This window comes from Zunongwangia mangrovi (genome assembly GCF_900112105.1).
GTDB lineage: Bacteria > Bacteroidota > Bacteroidia > Flavobacteriales > Flavobacteriaceae > Zunongwangia > Zunongwangia mangrovi.
Genome location: NZ_FOKV01000004.1, coordinates 171,839 through 192,458, shown reverse-complemented (window position 1 = coordinate 192,458; position 20,620 = coordinate 171,839). Strand labels below are relative to the sequence as shown.

18 protein-coding genes are annotated in these 20,620 nt (G+C 37.7%); 15 read left to right on the top strand and 3 right to left on the bottom strand.

Annotated features, from left to right (window positions below):
- Positions 1–4 precede the first annotated feature (4 nt).
- The 13 genes from BM201_RS11280 (at position 5) to BM201_RS11220 (ending at position 11,332) form a co-directional block, all read left to right on the top strand.
- On the top strand, positions 5–370 hold the full coding sequence (locus BM201_RS11280; protein ID WP_092542681.1) for a DUF2255 family protein: 366 nt from the start codon (positions 5–7) through the stop codon (positions 368–370).
- 336 nt (positions 371–706) lie between these two features.
- Entirely contained in the window at positions 707–1,087 is a 381-nt protein-coding gene (locus BM201_RS11275) for a cyclophilin-like fold protein (protein ID WP_092542679.1), read from the top strand.
- 9 nt (positions 1,088–1,096) lie between these two features.
- Positions 1,097–2,104, top strand: a complete 1,008-nt coding sequence (locus tag BM201_RS11270) for an alpha/beta hydrolase (protein WP_092542677.1) — start codon at positions 1,097–1,099, stop codon at positions 2,102–2,104.
- A gap of 104 nt (positions 2,105–2,208) precedes the next feature.
- Positions 2,209–2,565, top strand: coding sequence for a cyclophilin-like fold protein (locus BM201_RS11265; protein ID WP_092542875.1), 357 nt, complete (start codon positions 2,209–2,211; stop codon positions 2,563–2,565).
- Between the two features lie 33 nt (positions 2,566–2,598).
- On the top strand, positions 2,599–2,832 hold the full coding sequence (locus BM201_RS11260) for a tautomerase family protein (RefSeq protein ID WP_092542675.1): 234 nt from the start codon (positions 2,599–2,601) through the stop codon (positions 2,830–2,832).
- Between the two features lie 23 nt (positions 2,833–2,855).
- Positions 2,856–3,935 (top strand): Gfo/Idh/MocA family protein, encoded by a 1,080-nt coding sequence (locus tag BM201_RS11255; RefSeq protein WP_092542673.1) that lies wholly within the window; start codon positions 2,856–2,858, stop codon positions 3,933–3,935.
- Positions 3,936–3,985: 50 nt separating this feature from the next.
- Positions 3,986–4,837 (top strand): aldo/keto reductase, encoded by an 852-nt coding sequence (locus tag BM201_RS11250; protein WP_092542671.1) that lies wholly within the window; start codon positions 3,986–3,988, stop codon positions 4,835–4,837.
- Positions 4,838–4,954: 117 nt separating this feature from the next.
- On the top strand, positions 4,955–5,551 hold the full coding sequence (locus BM201_RS11245) for a sugar O-acetyltransferase (protein ID WP_092542669.1): 597 nt from the start codon (positions 4,955–4,957) through the stop codon (positions 5,549–5,551).
- Between the two features lie 21 nt (positions 5,552–5,572).
- Positions 5,573–6,079, top strand: a complete 507-nt coding sequence (locus tag BM201_RS11240) for a cupin domain-containing protein (RefSeq protein WP_217643055.1) — start codon at positions 5,573–5,575, stop codon at positions 6,077–6,079.
- A 344-nt stretch (positions 6,080–6,423) separates the two neighbouring features.
- A complete protein-coding gene (locus BM201_RS11235) occupies positions 6,424–7,149 on the top strand; it encodes an SDR family NAD(P)-dependent oxidoreductase (protein ID WP_092542667.1) in 726 nt (241 codons plus the stop codon).
- Positions 7,150–7,171: 22 nt separating this feature from the next.
- The gene (locus BM201_RS11230; RefSeq protein ID WP_092542665.1) at positions 7,172–8,389 is read left to right on the top strand and encodes a multidrug effflux MFS transporter; all 1,218 of its coding nucleotides are present in this window, start codon (positions 7,172–7,174) and stop codon (positions 8,387–8,389) included.
- A 67-nt stretch (positions 8,390–8,456) separates the two neighbouring features.
- Positions 8,457–9,119, top strand: a complete 663-nt coding sequence (locus BM201_RS11225; RefSeq protein ID WP_092542663.1) for an SDR family oxidoreductase — start codon at positions 8,457–8,459, stop codon at positions 9,117–9,119.
- Between the two features lie 362 nt (positions 9,120–9,481).
- Entirely contained in the window at positions 9,482–11,332 is a 1,851-nt protein-coding gene (locus BM201_RS11220; RefSeq protein WP_092542661.1) for a glycoside hydrolase family 2 protein, read from the top strand.
- A gap of 76 nt (positions 11,333–11,408) precedes the next feature.
- Here the strand turns inward: BM201_RS11220 and BM201_RS11215 are convergent, their stop codons facing one another.
- The 3 genes from BM201_RS11215 to BM201_RS11205 form a co-directional block, all read right to left on the bottom strand.
- A complete protein-coding gene (locus tag BM201_RS11215) occupies positions 11,409–14,222 on the bottom strand; it encodes a M16 family metallopeptidase (protein WP_092542659.1) in 2,814 nt (937 codons plus the stop codon).
- A 43-nt stretch (positions 14,223–14,265) separates the two neighbouring features.
- Positions 14,266–14,808 carry a hypothetical protein gene (locus tag BM201_RS11210; RefSeq protein ID WP_139219208.1) on the bottom strand — a complete coding sequence of 181 codons (543 nt, stop codon included), beginning with the start codon at positions 14,806–14,808 and terminating at the stop codon, positions 14,266–14,268.
- 150 nt (positions 14,809–14,958) lie between these two features.
- Positions 14,959–17,430, bottom strand: a complete 2,472-nt coding sequence (locus tag BM201_RS11205) for a M14 family metallopeptidase (protein WP_092542655.1) — start codon at positions 17,428–17,430, stop codon at positions 14,959–14,961.
- A 115-nt stretch (positions 17,431–17,545) separates the two neighbouring features.
- Here BM201_RS11205 and bshC point away from each other — a divergent pair, with 115 nt between their 5' ends.
- On the top strand, positions 17,546–19,162 hold the full coding sequence (gene bshC, locus BM201_RS11200) for a bacillithiol biosynthesis cysteine-adding enzyme BshC (RefSeq protein WP_092542653.1): 1,617 nt from the start codon (positions 17,546–17,548) through the stop codon (positions 19,160–19,162).
- A 1-nt stretch (position 19,163) separates the two neighbouring features.
- A complete protein-coding gene (locus tag BM201_RS11195) occupies positions 19,164–20,528 on the top strand; it encodes a pyridoxal phosphate-dependent decarboxylase family protein (RefSeq protein ID WP_092542871.1) in 1,365 nt (454 codons plus the stop codon).
- Positions 20,529–20,620 lie beyond the last annotated feature (92 nt).

The window sequence follows — 20,620 nt, the reverse complement described above, 5'->3', positions numbered from 1 at the left end:
AACGATGAGTTTAACAACAGAAGAAATAAAAACAATCGCAGCAGAAAATGATTTTCATATCGCACCTTTTCGTGCCGATGGAAAAACCTACGGAACCCTAACCTGGATCTGGTCTGTTGAGGTTGAAGGTGAATTATTTGTACGTGCGTATAACGGCACAAGCTCACGCTGGTATCAATCGGCCTTAAGTCAAAAAGCCGGAAAAATAAAAGCTGCAGGCATCGAAAAAGATGTGGAGTTTGAACCGATCAAAGGCGAAGAGATCAATGAAAAAATTGACGAAGCTTATCGCGAAAAATACAGCAGCAGCCCGTATTTAGGATCAATGATCAGCGATCGCGCAAAAGCGGCAACGGTTCAGGTGAAATAATTATAAAAGCGGAGTTCTAATACAACTTCAAAAATTTTGATTATTAGTTTTCGAAGCCTCATTGATCGTATTCAATGGGGTTTTGTTTTTTATAGGTTAAAAGTTTAATGAAAAATTATAAAAATCAAATGTCTGAAAGGTGTTGAAATTTATAAAAACACCTCATTTTCTTAAAGTTTAGTTAAGCTTAAGGAGGTTTTAAGTTGCTGTAAATCAGTAATTAGTTAAAAATAGTTAAATTAAAAGGATGTTTGATTTCCATAGTTTTCAGTTTGAAAAGCTTAAGTTTAAGAGAGTGATTCTTGTTAATTTTGAATAGTGAAATCAAAACAAAAAATGAGTCAGGATCGGCAAAAATCAACTGAAGTAATTCTTAAAGTAGGACAGAAAGAATTCAAGGCAAAATTCAACAATTCTACGACGGCGAAAGATGTACTTTCAAAGTTACCTTACACGGTAAATCTGGATCAGTACGAATTTGATTACTGCGGAATTATTCCTGCTCCATTAGCTTTTGACGAAGCAGATAAACACAATGGCTGGACTAACGGTGATATTTGTTTAGCCGATAATTACTTTACGATTTTATATGCCGGTGAAGAACAATCGGCTTCGCACACCGGTTTAATCAAAATAGGTGAAATAGAAGACAAAGAAAAGCTCTCAGAAATCGCAGCTTTAGGAAACAGTATTCAGCTAACAGTTATTTCTGCATAAAACTATTTAATGAAAAATTACATCACATATCTTGTTTTATTAACGGCTTTAATTTTTACGAGCTGTAAAACTTCAGATGGTTCTTCAGAAGCTATTACTGAAAACACTTCCGAAGAAAATGAGGAGGTGAATACCGAATTTCAGTTCAACCGAATTCCGGAAGCAGAGAAAACAGCCATTGAAAACGGCGGAACTTTGCAATTATTAAGTTACACGACAGAAGACGCAGCAGGAAACAAACTTGAAAAAGAGGCTTATGTTTACGTTCCGGCAAGTTATGGTGATTCAGAGAAGTATGATATCGCTTATGTGATGCACGGTGGTGGCGGTGATAATTCGATCTTGATTGGAACACCAGAAAATCCAACATCTTTAAAGAACGCGATCGATCACCAGATCGAAAATGGTGATTTAGAACCGATGCTTTTAGTGTTTCCGTCATTTTATCCAAACGGTCCTGACGGGGTGGAAATGGATCAGGTGGGCGATTTGACGCATCAATTTCAAACTGAATTAAAAAATGATTTGATTCCGGCAGTAGAAAGTACGTATTCAACGTATGCAAATAGTACGAGTGCAACCGATTTAACCGCATCCAGAGATCATCGATTATTTACCGGTTTTTCAATGGGAAGTGTAACAACTTGGTACGCTTTTGCTGAAAATCTAAACTATTTTAAATATTTCGCACCGGTAAGCGGCGATTGTTGGGCATTGCAGATGATGGGTGGCGCAAGGCAACCCGATGAAACCGCAAAATATCTGGCAGATGCGGTTGAGCAACAAAACTATTCCGCAGAAGATTTTTACGTATTTGCTGTAACCGGAACAGAAGATATCGCTTATGAAAATTTGAGTCCGCAAATCGCTTCAATGCGCAATTTGGAGGTTTTTAATTACGGTTTAGAGCGCGAAGAAAACAACTTGTATTATTTAGAAATTGAAGATGCCGTACACACCAACGAATGGTATTTTGAATATGTATATAACATTTTGCCCTTCTTTTTCGATAAATAATGCAAGGTTTAAGAATATATCGAATAGTATCGATTTTGGTCGTTTTGATCGGGTTTTTTATAAGTCCGGTTTCGGCTCAAGATCAACTAGAAAATAATAAGAAAATGAGATTAAAAATAACGATAGGAGATACCGAGTTGATGGCAACTTTATACGACAATGCCACAGCAAAAGATCTTATTGCGCAGTTGCCGTTAACGGTAGAATTGGAAGATTACGCGAGCAACGAAAAGATCTTTTACCCAAATCCAAAGCTTTCTACGCAAGGTGCGCCGGCGGGTTACGATCCTTCAGCAGGCGATATTACGTATTATTCGCCTTGGGGAGATATCGCGATTTTCTACAAAGATTTTAAATATAGCAGCGGATTGGTGAGCGTTGGTAAAATCGACAAAGCAGACGTGAAACATTTAAAATTCTCTGGAAATAAAGAAGCGAAATTCGAATTGGTAGAAGAATAATTTCCGTAGAAAAAAATTGAAAAGAAAAAGAAAATGCCACATATACATTTAAAAATAGCAGCGGGACAATCCGAAGAAAACAAACAAAAGTTAGCCGATTTATTTACCAAAGTAATTACTGAAAATACCGAGAATCCCGAAGAAGCGGTTTCGGTAGCGATCGAAGATGTTCTAAAAGAAGATTGGAAAGATGCGGTTTACTATAAAGAGATCAAACCCAATATCGAAGCGCTCTACAAAAAGCCGGGTTATTCTTTTGATGAGTAAGTGAAATTTAAAAAAGTTTGAAGATGAGTAAAGATAAAATTAGAGTAGGATTTATAGGTTTAAATCCAGATAGTCACTGGGCAGCAACTGCACATTTACCGGCTTTACAATCTTTACAGGACGATTTTGAGATTGTAGCGGTAGCCAATAGCACGCTAGAAAGTGCACAAAAAACAGCAAAAGCACTCAATTTACCCCACGCTTTTGCGAGTTATAAAGAATTAGTAACGTCTGATCAAGTAGATCTTGTGGTGGTAACGGTTAAAGTTCCGTATCATTTTGAGATGATTTCGGCCGCTTTAAATTCCGGAAAACACGTGTACAGCGAATGGCCTTTAGGGAATGGTTTGGAAGAAGCTCAAAAATTAGCCAAACTCGCTAAAGAAAAGAATGTTGCAGTCGCTATTGGCACACAAATGCGCTACGCACCAGAAGTTACGTATCTTAAAAATTTGATCGAAGACGGTTATGTTGGCCAAGTGCTTTCTACCAGTTTAATTGGTTCTGGCGGAAACTGGAGCAATCAAACGGCAGAAGAATATTATTATTTGTTCGATAAAGCGAACGGAGCTTCAATGCTTGAAATTCCGGTAGCGCATACGCTGGTTGGTGTTGCTGAAGTTTTAGGTGATATTGGTGAAATTTCGAGTAAATTATATTCCAATTTCAACGAAGTAAAGATCGCTGAAACCAATGAGATGAAGCCAAAAACTGCCGAAGATCAAATCCTGCTTCAAGGAAAATTAGAAAGCGGCGCAGCATTTTCGGTACATTATCGTGGTGGCGTTTCAAAAGCAACCAACTTCCTTTGGGAAATCAACGGGACCGAAGGCGATCTGCAAATCACCGGAGATACCGGTCACGGACAAATGGCTAACTTCAGCATAAAAGGAGCAAAATCTGAAGATGATAGTTTACAGGAATTAGAAGTTCCAAAAGAAGCTTTAGAAGGCTGGCCAGAGTTTCCGGGTGCAAGAAACGTTGGTCATATTTATCAATTATTAGCTGAAGACATTAAAACCGGATCGCGCAAAGCACCCAACTTTGAGGACGGTGTAAAATGGCATCAATTGATTGCTGAAATAGATCCTTCAGCAAAATAAAAGAAGTAAAGAATTAAGAATAGAAATAAGTTTAACCAAAAAAGAAGATTATGATTTTAGAAGAAAAATTCACTTTAAATAACGGAGTAGCAATACCAAAATTAGCTTTAGGAACCTGGATGGTCGATAACGACGATGTGAGTGAAGCTGTAAAAGAAGCTATAAAATTAGGCTACCGCCATATCGATACCGCGCAAGCCTATCAAAATGAAGAAGGCGTTGGTAAAGGAATAAAAGCAAGCGGAATCGACCGTAAAGAGTTATTCATCACCACTAAATTGGCTGCTGAAGAAAAGACTTACGACGACGCTAAAAAAGCGATCAACGAGTCGTTCAAAAAATTAGATGTAGATTATATCGATCTAATGATCATTCACAGTCCACAACCTTGGAATGATTTCCGTGGCGGGAATTATGACGAAGGAAATTTAGAGGCTTGGAAAGCATTAGAAGAGTTTTACGAAGCAGGAAAAATCAAAGCGATCGGATTGTCAAACTTTGAGCAATCTGATATCGAAAACATTTTAAACAACGGTCACGTAAAACCAGCGGTAAACCAGATTTTGGTTCATATTGGTAAAACGCCAAGCGAATTAATCGAGTTTGCTCAGAAAAACGACATCTTAACGGAAGGATATTCTCCGCTTGGTCACGGTGTATTGATGGATCACGAGACTGTAAAAGAAATGGCAGACAAGTATAATGTAAGCGTTGCGCAGTTAGCGATTCGTTACAGCCTGCAATTAGGCGTGTTGCCATTGCCAAAAACCACAAAATCAAAGCATATGCTCAACAACGCAGATGTAGATTTTGAGATTTCTGAAGAAGATATGACAACCTTGAAAAATGTTGAGGAGATCAAAGATTACGGTGATGCAAATCAAATGCCTGTATTTCAATAAGATTGAAGTTTAATAAACTTTAAAACAAAACCTCTCCGGAGCTCATTTTATAGAATTACGGAGAGGTTTTTTTATGCTGAAAATTATTCAGCTGCTGAAATAGATAATTTCTGAAAAATGAAAAATAACATAGAACATAAGTCTGCTGAAGATCGCGATGCAATCATCAAAACCCTGAGAGATCAACAAAGTGTTTCGATGAGCGATCCCGATATGCCGAGATTGGCTGAAGTTGCGAGCGAAGCTTTTAAAGTTTTAAAAGACTTCAACCTAGAATACAATCTTGAAAAAGGCAGAGCACTATTTAGCGAATTGATCGGGAAGGATTTAGATGAAACAACCACGGTTTATCCGCCATTTTATACCAATTACGGCAAAAATATTTCATTAGGAAAAGGCGTGTTTATCAATCACGATTGCTCGATGCTCGACTTAGGCGGAATCGAAATTGAAGATGAAGTAATGATCGGTCCGCGAGTGAGTATCACTTCAGAAAATCATCCTATTTCACCGAAGGAGCGCAAAACATTGGTTCCTGGGAAAGTGACGATCAAGAGAAATGCGTGGATCGGTTCTAACGTAAATATTTTACCAGGCGTCACTATCGGTGAACATTCGGTTGTAGCTGCAGGAGCGGTGGTGACCAAAGATGTTCCACCACGAATATTAGTCGGGGGAATTCCAGCAAAGGAATTGAAAAAATTAGAAGATTAATTCAACCAAAATCAGCTTTTTATGTTTCAAAAAGATGCCTTCAAAATCACCAATATCAGCTTATTGCTAATGCTGTTTCTTATGAGCTGTAAGCAGGAAACCTCAACAACTCAAACTGAAGAAAATAAAAAACAGTCGACCGTGAATGTTGAAGAAATTCAGCAAGGCGCTTTAGCTTCCGCAGAAAATAATACAGGTAATGTTTGGGTAAAACCACACGTAATGCAAGATTCGATCTACGATATAATGTTGGTTACCGAAGCTTTTGAACCCGGCGCAAGAACCTATTGGCATATTCATCCTGCGGGTGAAATTTTGGTCGTGACCAAAGGAGAAGGTTATCATCAAATCAAAGGACAAGAGCTTGAAAAAATTAAAAAAGGCGACGTGATCAAATGCCCACCCGGAGTTTCACATTGGCACGGCGCGGTAAAAAATAATGTAATGAGTCACCTGGTTATCCTACCAAATATCGCAGAAGGCGGCGCGATTTGGCAAGACGAAGTAGCATTTAAAGAAGAAAAATAGGTTGGTTGAACTTCAAAAGGAGGGAATAACAGTTTTATTTCCTTCTTTTGTTTTTCTTGATCGAGTTTTAGGTTTTGCGCCTGTGCTGTCTTCTTGTACTTTTTATTTGTCATTTGAAATTGGTCTACTTTTTAATTCAGTAGTAATTGTTAGGAAAAATTTCAGTGTAGGATGTGGAGCTAGGAATTAGCACAGCGGTTTTCCTAGCGCTGGCAGAAATTTTTTCTCTACAATTCAAGGAATTAAAAATAAACCTAGACTTTTTTGTTACTTTTTTTGGCAATGAAAAAAAGTAAGGGGTTAGTTAAAAGTACTAATGATTGAAGTTTGTATAAATTAAAATTATGGCAAAAATATTTATTACAGGATCCAGCGACGGTTTAGGTTTACTCGCTGCAAAAGCTTTGGCAGCACAAGATCACGAGGTTTTTGTTCACGCTAGAAATGAACAGCGAGCGAAAGATCTAAAGGCAGAATTACCCAATGCTTCAGCAGTTTTGATCGCCGATTTAGCAAATATCGATGAGGTGAAGCAGTTGGCAAAAGAAGTAAATAGCTTCGGAAGGTTTGATGCGATCATTCATAATGCAGGAATTTCTTCCGGAGAACTTTTCAACATAAATGTCTTGGCACCTTATGTTTTAACTGCGGGAATTGAAACTCCAAATCGGTTGATTTATTTGAGTTCAAGTATGCATAAAAGCGGAAGAATGCTGAAAAATGAAGCTGAAATAGCGAATATCAGCTATTCAGATTCTAAGTTTTTGCTCACACTTTTAATGGATTATGTTGCCAAAATTTATCCTGAAACTTATGTAAATGCGGTAGATCCCGGTTGGGTTCCTACAAAAATGGGAGGACAATCTGCTCCCGATGATTTGCAAAAAGGATACGAAACACAACTTTGGTTAGCAACGAGCGAAGAAGATGCTGCAAAAGTTTCCGGGAAGTATTTTTTCCATCAGCAACAACAAAAACCACATTCAGAAATCACGAATACCGACTTTCAGCAACAATTAATTGCTATTTGCAAAAACCAAAGCGGAGTCGAATTGAGCAAAACAATATAAAAACAGCATTTTAAACCCCTAAATGAAAAACACTTCAACAATAGCAAACGATACCAACGAAGTAGGAAAACTTTATTTTATAAGCGTTTTAGGCGCATTAATGGCGTTCACATCACTTTCTACCGATATCTATTTACCGGCAATGCCGCAAATGCATAAAGATTTGCAAGGCGACGTAGAATTAACCATTTCCGGATTCTTGATCGGTTTTGCATTGGCACAGATCATTTGGGGACCTATAAGCGACCGAATCGGGAGAAAAAAGCCGTTGAGAATCGGACTCATTTTATTTATTATCGGTTCGATAGGTTGTGCGTTTTCAGAAACTATTTTTCAGATCGTTACGGCTCGGGTGGTGCAGGCTTTTGGTGCTTGCGTAGGGCCAATGTTGTCGCGAGCGATGATTCGTGATCGTTACGATCGAACGCAGGCAGCCGAGATGCTTTCAACTTTAATGGTGGTGATGGCGATCGCGCCGATTGCTGGTCCGTTATTGGGAGGTCAAATTATAAAATTCAGTACCTGGCCGGTGGTTTTTTGGGTATTGGCAGCATTTGGCGCGGTGATGTTTATTGCGATTCAGCGTTTGCCGGAAACCCTTCCGCCAGAAAAACAAGCCAAAACTTCGTTGCTGGAAACCTTTAAAAAATACGGCCGACTTTTTAAGAATTCAGATTTTATGGTGTATACGCTTTGCGTGACCTTTTTCTATATGGGTGTTTACGCTTTCGTTACGGGTTCGCCGGCGGTGTATATCACGTATTTTAATGTCGAGCCGGAATATTATGGTTGGTTATTTGCGATCAACATTTTAGGTCTTATGGGCTTTAGTATCGCTAACAGAATTTGGGTGCGAAAATATTCGCTGGATAATTTGTTGAAGATCGCAACTTCGGTAGCAATGCTGGCGGGAATCGCTTTAGCGTTATTGGTGAAATTTGAGATTGGCGGAATTTACGCTGTGATAGGCACGGTATTCTTTTTCTTTTCGATGAACGGCATAATCGCTGCTTGTACCAATGCCGCCGCACTTGATAAAGCTCCGGAAATGTTGGGAGCCGCCGCTGCGCTTTTAGGAGCCTTTCAATATGGGAGTGGCGTGTTATCTTCAGTTTTGCTGGCTTTGTTTGGAGAAGATAATGGTTCGCCGGTTACGATGGCTTACATCATGGCTTTTTTCGCAACCGCTTCCGCAGCAGTGATTTTTGCAAGAAGTAACCTAAAAGGCAGCAAAGTTTAATAGAATTTTAAAACAGATTCTCTGAAAGAAAAATTAACTTGAAAATAAACGAAAAAGAAAAATTGATATGAAAGTTTTAATTATTGGAGCACACGGAAAAGTTGGACAACGAATTTCCAAAGCGATGAGTGCTGCAGAAGATGTTGAACCTACGGCGTTCATTAGAAAAGAGGAGCAAAAGCCACTTTTTGAAGAAATGGGCGTTGGTACGGTGGTAGAAAGTTTAGAAAATACGCCTGAAGCTATAGGCGAGGTGATTAAAAATTACGATGCTGTGGTATTTACGGCAGGATCTGGCGGAAAAACCGGTCACGATAAAACAATGGAAATTGATTTAGATGGCGCGATCAAGTCGATTAATCAGGCTGAAAAACACGGCGTAAAACGTTTTGTAATGGTAGGCGCTTCGCATAGTGACGATCGTTCGTACTGGGGAAAAGTAGACGGAATGAAACCCTATTACACCGCAAAACACTATGCCGATCTCGAGCTGAAAAGAAGTTCGTTAGATTATACGATTTTACGTCCCGTTCTTTTAACCGATGACGATGAAGCCGGAAAGGTTTTAATGACCGAAAACCCGGCCGAAGTAGGATCTGAAATTCCACGTCAGGCAGTTGCAGAAACCGTTCTAGCCGTACTAAAAGATCCAAAAACCTACGGAAAGGTAATCGAAATGAGCAAAGGTGAAGACAAGATCGCCGATGCTTTAGCGAAAGTTTGTTCGTAAGAAGATCTTAACCTAAATAAAAAAGCCTCCTACTGAGAAATTAGTAGGAGGCTTTTTTATTGCCGCTGCCAAAGGGTATAATACCCTGAGGCTTGTTTCGAAATTAAAAATTTGTTTCCAACTAATGCCTCGTTGGCTTGCCCCGAGGTAGTTTACTTGTTTCAGATTAAAAAAATAGAGTCAGAATCTTCAAATATTAGCTTTATCGATATTCGATATTTTCATTAATAGTTTTTAAATAGCTTTATTAGATATCGATTCAAAATGGCATAATTTTTTTATATTAGTAAATGTAAATTTTACATTTATAATTCAGGTTGAGTTTCTTCGGCCTGAAACATTTTAATCAAATTCTGTCTTAAATGATATTCAAAAAAATTATTGCTATTCTTTTAGTATTGCTTTCTGCCTCGGCATTCGCCCAGGAAAATTTAATCGTAAACACACATAATCGTAAACAGGTTTCGCTTAACGGCACTTGGCACTATATTATCGATCCTTATGAAACTGGTTTTTATAATTATCGATATACCGAGAAGGGAGAAAAAGATCCTGAAGCTTATTGGAACAATCCAGAGCCACATGGTAAAACCGATAGAAAGGAACATGGTTATAGTGAAGATTATACAATTCAGGTTCCTGGAGATTGGAATTCTCAGGACGATATTTTTAAATATTACGAAGGGACAGTTTGGTATCAAAGGGATTTTGATAAGCCGAAATTAGAGGAAAATGAACGTCTTTTTTTATACTTCGGTGCGGTAAATTATGAGGCGCATGTTTATCTAAATGGGAAAAAACTAGGAATGCATAAAGGTGGATTTACGCCTTTTAATTTTGAAATTCCGCAAGAGATGCTTCAGGATAAAGGAAATTTTCTTGTGGTAAAAGTAGATAATAAGCGTCATGCAGATGAAGTTCCAACCTTAAATACCGATTGGTGGAATTACGGCGGAATTACTCGTGATGTGAAATTGGTGATTACACCACAAAATTTTATTCAGCAGTATGCTTTGCATTTAGAGCAGTCTCAGGATATAGAAAAAGCAAAGAAGCGTAAGAAATATAAAATTTCAGGTCACTTTAAACTGAATTCAGCTTCCGAAGAAAAAATCACTATCGAAATTCCTGAAATTGGTCTTAAAGAGAAAGTTGATATTAACGGTTCTGAAGCTTCTTTTAATTTCGATGCAAAGAAACTTGAATTATGGTCGCCTAAAAATCCGAAGCTTTATGAGGTGAAGTTTACTCTGAATGAAAACACCTTAACTGATAAAATAGGCTTTAGAAAAGTAGAAGTTTCAGGAAAAGATGTATTGCTGAATGGTGAAAAGATCTTTATGCGCGGAATTTGTATTCACGAAGAAATTGCTCCTGAAGTCCGCAGAGCTACAAACACTGCCGATGCTCATAAACTTTTAGGTTGGGCGAAAGAGCTAAATGCAAATATGGTTCGCTTGGCGCATTATCCGCATAACGAATATATGACACGTGCAGCAGATTCTTTAGGAATTTTAGTGTGGAGTGAAATTCCGGTGTACTGGACGATCAACTTTAAAAGCGATGCCGTTCTAGAAAAAGCGAAGAAGCAGTTAGATGAAATGATTATTAGAGATCAAAATAAAGCTTCAGTGGTGATTTGGTCTGTAGGAAATGAAACTCCGGTTAGCGAAGCCAGAACCGAGTTTATGAAAAATCTGGTGATGCACGCTAAAGAGAAAGATGATACAAGAATGATTTCTGCTGCTTTAGAAGTTGGTTATAACCGCGGAACAAACTATATCGACGATCCACTGGGAGAGTATACAGATATTGTTTCTGTAAACGAATATTTGGGCTGGTATGGTGATTTGCCTCATGCTAAAGTGAAATCGAAATGGGAAACGGCGTACAATAAACCGCTATTTTTTAGTGAAACCGGTGCGGGATCTAAAGGTGGATTTCATGCCGATAAAGAAACTCGCTGGAGTGAAGAATTCCAGGAATGGTATTTTGAAGAAACACTAAAAATGATGGAAAATATGCCAGATAATTATATGGGAATCGCACCTTGGATTCTGGTAGATTTTAGATCTCCAAAACGTAATAATCCTAAATATCAGGAAGGTTGGAACCGTAAAGGTTTAATTGATGATAAAGGCAATAAAAAGAAAGCTTTTTATACGCTGAAAGAATACTACGATAAGAAAGAGAAGGAATTTGAAGACAAATAATTAAGCTTAAAATAGCATAAAAAAAGCCCGATTTTTTATCTGAAAATCGGGCTTCATTTTTTTATAATCTTGGTAATTATTCTTCCGGGTTTAGAAGAACAGGTTCCCCGTAACCAAGTTCTTTTAGTTTCTCAAGCTGTGTTTCAGCATCACCAACAATTAGATAATACATCCGGTTTGGATTAATGTATTTTTTGGCCAGATCCTGAATGTCAAGAATGTCTAAATCGTTCACCAATTTTTCCTGTTGTTTTATATAATCGTAATCACGATCGTAATTGCTTATTTCGCTTAGCATATTAAGTTTTGCGTCTAATGTTTCAAACTTTCGCATATTACTTTTAATCATGTAACTTTTGGTTACATCAAGGTCGTGCTGATTAAAATTCTCTGAATAATCCTGCAATATCTCCTGTACTAACTTGGCAGCATCGTCTGTGATATTGGTTCTTACTCCAGTTGAAATCATGAACGGCCCAACATACTGATCTCCAAAAAATCCAGATCTAATTCCGTAAGTATAACCTTTCCCTTCACGTAGTTGTTGCGTAAGCTGTGAAGCAAAACTACCACCACCCAAGCGGTAATTCATTACTTCAGCAGGATAGAAATCTTTGTTAGTTGCTGCCATTGCTGGAGCTCCAAATCTAAAAACAGATTGTTTAGCTCCCGGAACATCATAAAAATAAACCTTAGATTTCTGCGGAAGTTGAGGTTCTGAAATTTTAGGAAGTTGGACATTCTTTGCTGGCCAGTTTGCTGAAAGTGATTTTAAAGCATCTGTAGCATTTTCTTTATTTAGAGCACCAACCACCAGGAACTTTGTGCGTTGTGGTGTTAAATTCTCTTCGTAATAGTTTTTTAGATCCTGAAGACTAATTGCTTCAACGCTAGACTTTGTGCCTAAAGTGTTTTTAGAAAGTAAGCTTCTTTCCCCGTAAATTAGCTTTTGAAACTCAAGATTTGCGATCACATTAGGATTTGCTTTTTCTTCTTCCAGCTGGCTAAGTACTTTTTGTTTTGCTAGTTTAAATTCATCTTCGTCCCATCTAGGTTGTAAAAGTATTTCCTCAACCAGAGCGATGGTCTTTTCAAAATTCTTAGCTAAAGTACTTCCAGAAACACTAATTTGAGTTTTACTAGAATTGATTCTAATATTTGCCCCCAGTAGAGCGATAGTTTCTTCTAATTCCTCTGGAGTTTTATTTGCGGTTCCTTCTCCTAAAATTTCTGCCAGTAAATTAGAAACTCCCGTTTTGTTTGGGTCTTCCAAAAGTAATCCACCATCCATCTGAAATTCGAATTTTACCAAAGGAACTTCACTGTTCGTAATTCCGTATACCTGCATTCCAGAAGGCATAAAATCTTTCCAAACTTCAGGAGTTGTAAGTTCTGGCGTAGCAGCATAAGGTGGTTCTACACTTCTATCAAAGCTGGAAGGCGTTTTTTCGTAATCGGCTTGTTGCGAGGCATCAAAATCTTCTTCAGCACCTTCAACGATTTTTTCTTCTTCAACTTCAGCAGGTTCAGAATTTTCTAAAGATAATTCAATTTCACCTTTAGGAACAAAACTCGTCGCTACGTAATTTTGATCTTTGATGTATTTATTAAAAACTCGCATTACATCTTCTTTGGTCACTGCCAAAAGCTTATCCATTTCTTTATTGATAAAGTTAGGATCGTTAGCGAAAATCTGATATTGGGCTAATTGAAAGCCTTTTCCAAGAACGCTGCTAATACTATTATAAAAGCTGGTTTCCTGCCCGGCTTTTATACGCTTAAGATCTTTTTCTGAAATTCCATTTTTAGCGAATTCAGCAAAAGTTTCATCGATAGCTGCGGCAACACTATCCAAATCTTTTCCATCGTATGCTCTAACCTGAAGTAGGAGTTTTCCAGCAAGTTCAGAGGTGTAATTATACATTCTGACCGATCCTGTTAACTCTTTTTCTTCGACCAAATTTTTATAAAGCGGAGCGGTTTTTCCGCTGCTTAGATATTCAGCAAGAATAGAAAGGGCATACAAATCTTCGTGAAAAGAATATACACTAGGCCAGGCCAAAGTTAATTCTGGTAAACGAGCAAAATTATCCTCGTAATACAGTTTTTTGGTTTCTTCCAGGCTTACCAGTTGCTTTTCCTGTCTTTCTATTTTTTCTTCGGAAGGGATTTCATCAAAATATTTATGAACCCATTGTTTTGCCTGTTCTTTATCAAAATCTCCGGCAATCGTTAAGATCACGTTGTTAGGAACATACCATTTGTTATAGAAATCTTTTACATCCTGAAGCGTCGCATTTTGCAAATCTTCTAAACTACCAATTACCTGCCAGTTGTAAGGATGATCTTTTGGATATAGATTTTTATCGATTACATACATGGTATGCCCGTAAGGTCGATTATCGTAACTCTGGCGTTTTTCATTTTTCACCACCTGCTTTTCTTTGGCCAAAACAGGTTCGGTTACCGTATTGATAAAGAATCCTAATTTATCAGCTTCAGCCCAGATCATTTTTTCCAGAGCATCTTTAGGAACGGTTTGGAAGAAATTTGTACGATCGTGACTGGTAGAACCATTGGCACCAGAACCACCAATTCTTGCACTCATTTTATCGAGTCCGCCTTTTCCCAGGTTTTCAGATTCCAGGAATAATAAATGCTCAAATAGATGAGCAAAACCAGTACGATTTTCGATCTCCCTGGCCGATCCTACGTGCGCAGTTAAAGCTACGGCCACCACAGGATCTGAATGATCTGTGTGTAGAATTACCGTTAAACCATTGGATAATGTAAAACTTTCGAAGTTCACTTTTAATGAACTATCTTCTTGTGCATTTAGCGTAAAAACTACCAAAAAGCACAAAAAAGCAAATATTTTTTTGAATGTCATTGTTTGAGTTTTCAGTGGTACATATTTCTTTTGAATAAGTTAATTAAAACGTTATTCCTACAGAAAGTCCATATCCGTCGGCGGGATAATTATAGCTAACATCCTGCACTTCACTGGTATAAAAGGTCTTAGATTTTTTGAAAATTTCGATCGTATACTGGAAATTATAATCACTCTCGAAATTATAGCCTACACCTAATTTGGCAGTCTGACCCGGTAAAAAGCTACCGATTTCTATATTTTTCCCTGTATTCAATAGAACAAAAGGACTGTTAATTCCGTAATCATAAAGGTTGAATCTAGCTTCTATTATAGCCGGAATTGACTTGTATTCTTCATTAATATTAAAGTTTATTCCAATTCCTGCAGACAAAATCAATTTTTTCAAAATAAAAATCCCGTGAAGAGAATTCAGTTCAAACCCCCAGCCTTTATTAAGCTGATTTTGTTGATGAATCAAAGTTTCTTCCGTGTTTTTATAAATTTCCAGAATATTTGTAGAAGTGTAAAATTTTCTATCTTCCTGCGCATTTAGCGTACAAGCAACCAAAAAGCACAAAAAGGCAACTATTTTTTTGAAATTCATTTTTGACAATTTAATTTTCAGCATTCAGCATTCAGCATTCAGCATTCAGCATTCAGCATTCAGCATTCAGCATTCAGCATTCAGCATTTAGCAGGCTTGTCTAGACTCTAAGTTCTAATATCTAAAATCTAATCTCTAGCTTCTAGAAAATTACTTCACCATAAATAATGCGTTGGCGAAAAATAATTTCCCGTTTTGCCAGAATGATCTGAACAATGGATTATCTACCATATAAATTACGCTACCTCTGCCCATATTTTCCTGAGCAAAAACTACTGAATTTTCCAGAGTTTTATAAGCTTCGCTACCAACAAATCCTGAAACAACTTTTGGCTCCTGCATGTAAGCAACATTGTACCCATTATTAAGCAAGCCAAAATTGCTACTGCTTAATTTTAAGCTGAAATAAGTATCATCGTATCCAAAAGCAAGAGGATGTGTATTATCTACTGTAGCTTTAACAATACTACCAGGGCTGTTTCCTTTAATGCGCTCTCTGGTTCTCATGTTATACGGAGTAAGATTTGGTGAATTTGCGTCTTCTTTATTTTCTTCAACACGATTTTCTTTAATGCTGAAACCGTCCTGACCAGCAAAATACCCTACAGATCTACCAATAGTGATCATTTTACCGCCACCGCGAACAAAATCTTTAATTTTATTTACTCCGCCATTTCCCAAAGCGCTACCATAATAACCTTCAGGAACAATTAAAACATCATAAGAACTAAGGTCGATCCTATTGAAATAATCTGTACCAATTGCGGTTACGGGATAGTTTAATTCCTGTTCGAAGAAATACCAAATCTCACCATAGTTAAGAGAAGAAGTTCCTTCACCACGTAACATCGCGATCTTTGGATTTCCGATTAATTTTACATCAGGAGAACCAAAATCTGGTCCGCTACTGGCGAAACTTGTGTTTGCCACCGTCAATTCTCTTTCAAAATCATTAGCAGTTTCAACCACAATTTCGTTGAAATCGGTTAATTTTTGATTATCACTTTTAGTAATAATTAAACTACCGGCGTTGAATTCTTTTCCTTCCGAAGAAAAAGGAAGTTCGCTAAATCTAACTTTTACATCTTGTTTTAAAAGAGCAGCAAGGAATTCGGCATCTTTTAAGCTGTTCCATTTTGCAATATAACCGGCACCTTCAGCATTCACAGTATTGCTAATATTCGATGTTTCAGTAGTATTTTTTCCTGAATAGCTTCTCGAGCTTGCAACGGCATCTAAACCATAAGCATAAGGTAAACTCCATGCTGTGATATCGTAAGTAATTGAATCATTCAGTTTGGTTTTAGGTTCAAAAAGAACTTCAACCATGTGACCTTTTGGCTGCTGAGTGGTAACCAGTAAAGTTTGATCTGTTGTCGTTAAACTTCCGTCCTTATTATCTGTAAAACTGTATCCCGAAATCTTTTCGCCTTTATTAGCGGTAGAATATTCGATTTCGTGACGGTCTAATAATTCTTTTAGATCGGCAATTTTGTCTTTATCTCCGTTAAGAGCAAAAGTTTCGTATTTTCTGTCGGTATTATTAAAGTAATTACTGAATTCTTCAGCAAGTTCTTCCGCATTTTTTGAAGCCATTTCTACTGTAGAAATTCCAGTAGTAAAATGGTGCGCAATTCGGTCTTTTAAAGTCAGGGTACTCTCTTGGTCGGTTTCAATTCCTAGTCCGCCACGGCCATGACCCGCTTGCTCGTAAGTCATCCCAATAGCTCCCATGTACGTTGGATAGGTATCGCCATAACTTGGGTATAATAAATCGAAACGCTCTTTGGTAAAGAACAACCAACCTTCTTCATCAAAATATTTAGCGTTGTTTTTACCGATTCTCGTTTGGAAATCTCTCTGAAACGGAGTGATGATATCGTGAAAAGGCTCGGCTGCAGGAGCAAAGTAATACGGATTATTAATTCCCTGTTCGTGGAAGTCTACATGAATATGGGGCATCCACTGGTTGTAGATTTTTAATCTACTTCTGGTTTCAACCTGTGTTGCCCAAACCCAATCACGGTTTAGATCGTACAAATAATGGTTTGGTCTACCGCCTGGCCATGGCTCGTAATGTTCTGCAGCATCTTGTGACGTACTAAATGGCGTTTGTCTCACCTGGTTGTACCAGTTAGCGTAGCGATCACGACCATCTGGATTCACACAAGGATCGATAATAACGATGGTGTTTTTTAACCAATCTTGCTTTTCAGTAATTAAGTTATAAAGAGTTTTCATCGAAGCTTCTGTACTCGAAGCTTCATTACCGTGCACGTTGTAACTTAACCAAACGATAGCTTTATCGGTAGTGGGGTTACCGTCTAAAATGCCGGTTTGGCGTAAATGATTTTTTCTAATTTCTTCAATATTTCCTAGATTTTCTTCTGTAGAGATCACCGCATAGGTAAGTGGTCGTCTTTCGTTGGTTTTACCATAGGTGTGATAGGTAACCAATGGAGAATTTTCTGCGATATGTTTAAAATAATTTACAACATCTGCATGGCGTGAAAACTGGCTGCCAAGTTCGTATCCTAAAAATTCTGATGGTGATTTTACCTGTGCTTTTAGGTTTAAAAAGCTTAAAAAAGTGAAGGTGATTAATAGTATTTTATTCTTCATAAACAAGTGAGGGGTTAAATTTATGGTAGTAAAGATAGGGTAGACGGGCGAATTAACTAAAATTTAGTTGATAAAAGTTATATCTTCGGTATCTTTGCAATCTCAAAAAAAGTGTATGCCAACCGATTGTATTTCGTATTCCGAAACCAATTATTTTTCCAAGCTCATTTTGGATTATTTGGATAAAAAGGAAGACCTGTCCCCATTTTATAATCGCTTTCCTGAAATTGGAAATTTTGAAGCTCAAATTAAAGAAAAGCAGCAAAGTTTTTCTGAAGAAAATAGGCAGGTTTTAGTAGAAAGTCTTCAAAAACAATACGAAGGTTTTGACGTTTCTGAAGCTACTTTAGCCAATATCGAGGCACTTTCTAAAGACACTACTTTTACGATCACTACCGGGCATCAGCTTAATCTTTTTACAGGGCCGCTTTATTTTTTATACAAGATCATTTCAGTAATTAATCTTACAAAGATTCTTAAAAAAGAGCATCCAGAATATGATTTTGTGCCCATTTACTGGATGGCTACAGAAGATCACGATTTTGCTGAAATCAATTATTTCAATTTAAATGGAAAGAAATTTCAGTGGAATTCTACTGAAAAAGGTGCTGAAATTGATGCTGTAGGTTATCTTTCTACGGAAGGTTTAGATGAAGTTTTCGAACTTTTTTCAGCAGAAATTGGGGGCGGAGAAGCTGCAGATCATCTGAAATCTTTGTTTAAAAAAGCCTATTTAGAACATACAAATTTAACTGAAGCGACACGTTACCTGGCCAACGAGCTTTTTAAGCAATATGGTTTGGTGATTATGGGAGCGCAACAAGCCGAGTTAAAAAAGCTGTTTATTCCTTATGCTGAAAATGAATTGCTAGAACAGCGTTCCTTCGAAAAAACAAAAGAAAAGACCGAAAAATTATCGAATCTTGGTTATAATGTTCAGGTAAATCCACGAGAGATCAATTTATTTTATCTGAATAACGGCTATCGTGAGCGTATAATTAAGCGAGACGGGAAGTTTTATGTGCACGAGAAGCAAATAGAATGGACTAAAGACGAGATTTTGGCAGAATTGCATGAAAATCCGCAATATTTTAGTCCGAATGTGATGATGCGTCCGCTTTATCAGGAAATAATTCTTCCAAATCTATGTTATATCGGCGGTGGAGGAGAATTAGCGTACTGGTTAGAGCTAAAAGATTATTTTGAAGCTGAAAATGTGCCTTTTCCGATGCTTTTATTGCGAAATTCAGCATTACTTCAATCAGAAAAGCAAAAAGAAAAGCGAGAGAAATTAGATATTTCGAATAAAGAATTGTTTTTGAAACAGCACGAACTGATCAACAGAAAAGTGCGAAAAATATCGAATATCGATATAGATTTCAGTAAACAAAAAGAACATTTGCAAAAGCAGTTCGAAGAGATGTACGAACTGGCCGAAAAAACCGATAAATCTTTCTTAGGCGCGGTAAAAGCACAGGAAGTAAAACAATTAAAAGGTCTAGATCATTTAGAGAAACGATTGCTAAAAGCGCAGAAACGAAAGTTGAAAGATGAAGTAAGCCGAATTGCAGATTTACAAAATCAGCTTTTTCCAAACCGAAGTTTGCAAGAGCGACAAACCAATTTCTCTGAAGTTTATGCGATTTACGGGCAGGAACTTTTAGATACACTTTTTGAGCATTTAAACCCCTTAGAACAACATTTTAAAATCCTCACTTTTGGAACAAAATAAAATGCATACGATAGATATGGATCTGGTAGAAATGACGCTAGACGTTATGAAATATACCATAGATCGTATCTCGAATGTAACGCCAGAGCTTGGCTCTCCTAAAAAAGAAGACGAATTATTACGAATAGTAGGTGAAACCATCACTCCAAATGGGATTGGTGGCGAGAATGCCTTTAAACTTTTTAAAGATGTTTTGGTAAAGGCCTGTGTGCCTATCGATCATCCAAGGCATTTAGCATTTGTACCGGCAGCGCCAACTCGGGCTGCAATCATGTTCGATTTGGTAACCTCGGCTTCCAGTATTCATGGAGCTTACTGGATGGAAGGTGCCGGTGGAATTTTTTGTGAAAACCAGGCGATGAAATGGCTGGTTTCGCTTACCGGTTTACCAGATACCGCTTTTGGTGTTTTTACCAGTGGTGGTACGGCGGCAAACCTATCGGCGATGGTGGCGGCAAGAGAAGAATGGCGAAGAAGATCTTCAGATAATGTAAGTGTGCGCGGATTGTTGTTAACATCAGATGGTGCGCACAGCTCGGTACAGGCGATGGCAAAAGTGATCGATGCCGATGTGGTAATGATCGATAATGATGATGAAAGAATTACCGGAGCAGAACTCCGCAGAGCAATCGACGAGCTGGAAGAAAAAGATAGAAAGCGCTTATTTGCGGTTGTAGCTACAGGCGGAACAACGAATGCGGGAATTATAGACGAATTAGATTCTATCGCAGATGTTTGCGAAAAGGAAAATGTCTGGTTTCATGTAGATTGTGCTTATGGTGGTGGCGCTTTAGCCGCAAATTCGGTTCGACATTTATTTAACGGAATCGAAAAAGCAGATAGTATCACGATCGACCCTCATAAATGGTTATTTTCTCCATACGATTGTGGAGCGGTAATTTATAAGAATTTAGAGCATGCTAAAAATGCACATTCTCAAAAAGGAGCTTATCTAGAAATTTTTAAAGATGAAGGTGCGCAGGGCTTTAACCCGGCAGATTATCAAATTCAGTTGACGCGCCGTGTAAGAGGAATGCCTTTATGGTTTTCTTTGGCAATGCACGGAACCAACAAATATAAGCAAGCGATTGAACGCGGAATCGAATTGGCAAAAATCGCTGAGCAAAAAGTAAAAGACAGTGATCATGTTGAAGTGGTACGACCTTCTAGTTTATCTGTAGTTTTATTCCGAAGAAAAGATTGGACACCAGATCAATATAAAGATTGGACGTATAAAAATCATAATTCTGGTTTTGCATTGGTGACACCAACCAAATGGAAAAAGGAAACCGTAGCTCGTTTTTGTTTTATCAATCCAGATACTACGGAAGATGATATCGATGAGATCTTAGAATCGATGAAATAGCTTTATTTTTTCTGAAATTCAGAATTAAATAGAAATAAAAAAGCTTCAGGTTGTTCCTATAAAACCTGAAGCTTTTTTATTTTATAATTATT

Coding starts and splice junctions, on each gene's coding strand:
- BM201_RS11280 (WP_092542681.1), top strand. CDS start 5: ATGAGTTTAACAACAGAAGAAATAAAAACAATCGCAGCAGAAAATGAT.
- BM201_RS11275 (WP_092542679.1), top strand. CDS start 707: ATGAGTCAGGATCGGCAAAAATCAACTGAAGTAATTCTTAAAGTAGGA.
- BM201_RS11270 (WP_092542677.1), top strand. CDS start 1,097: ATGAAAAATTACATCACATATCTTGTTTTATTAACGGCTTTAATTTTT.
- BM201_RS11265 (WP_092542875.1), top strand. CDS start 2,209: ATGAGATTAAAAATAACGATAGGAGATACCGAGTTGATGGCAACTTTA.
- BM201_RS11260 (WP_092542675.1), top strand. CDS start 2,599: ATGCCACATATACATTTAAAAATAGCAGCGGGACAATCCGAAGAAAAC.
- BM201_RS11255 (WP_092542673.1), top strand. CDS start 2,856: ATGAGTAAAGATAAAATTAGAGTAGGATTTATAGGTTTAAATCCAGAT.
- BM201_RS11250 (WP_092542671.1), top strand. CDS start 3,986: ATGATTTTAGAAGAAAAATTCACTTTAAATAACGGAGTAGCAATACCA.
- BM201_RS11245 (WP_092542669.1), top strand. CDS start 4,955: ATGAAAAATAACATAGAACATAAGTCTGCTGAAGATCGCGATGCAATC.
- BM201_RS11240 (WP_217643055.1), top strand. CDS start 5,573: ATGTTTCAAAAAGATGCCTTCAAAATCACCAATATCAGCTTATTGCTA.
- BM201_RS11235 (WP_092542667.1), top strand. CDS start 6,424: ATGGCAAAAATATTTATTACAGGATCCAGCGACGGTTTAGGTTTACTC.
- BM201_RS11230 (WP_092542665.1), top strand. CDS start 7,172: ATGAAAAACACTTCAACAATAGCAAACGATACCAACGAAGTAGGAAAA.
- BM201_RS11225 (WP_092542663.1), top strand. CDS start 8,457: ATGAAAGTTTTAATTATTGGAGCACACGGAAAAGTTGGACAACGAATT.
- BM201_RS11220 (WP_092542661.1), top strand. CDS start 9,482: ATGATATTCAAAAAAATTATTGCTATTCTTTTAGTATTGCTTTCTGCC.
- BM201_RS11215 (WP_092542659.1), bottom strand. CDS start 14,222: ATGACATTCAAAAAAATATTTGCTTTTTTGTGCTTTTTGGTAGTTTTT.
- BM201_RS11210 (WP_139219208.1), bottom strand. CDS start 14,808: ATGAATTTCAAAAAAATAGTTGCCTTTTTGTGCTTTTTGGTTGCTTGT.
- BM201_RS11205 (WP_092542655.1), bottom strand. CDS start 17,430: ATGAAGAATAAAATACTATTAATCACCTTCACTTTTTTAAGCTTTTTA.
- bshC (WP_092542653.1), top strand. CDS start 17,546: ATGCCAACCGATTGTATTTCGTATTCCGAAACCAATTATTTTTCCAAG.
- BM201_RS11195 (WP_092542871.1), top strand. CDS start 19,164: ATGCATACGATAGATATGGATCTGGTAGAAATGACGCTAGACGTTATG.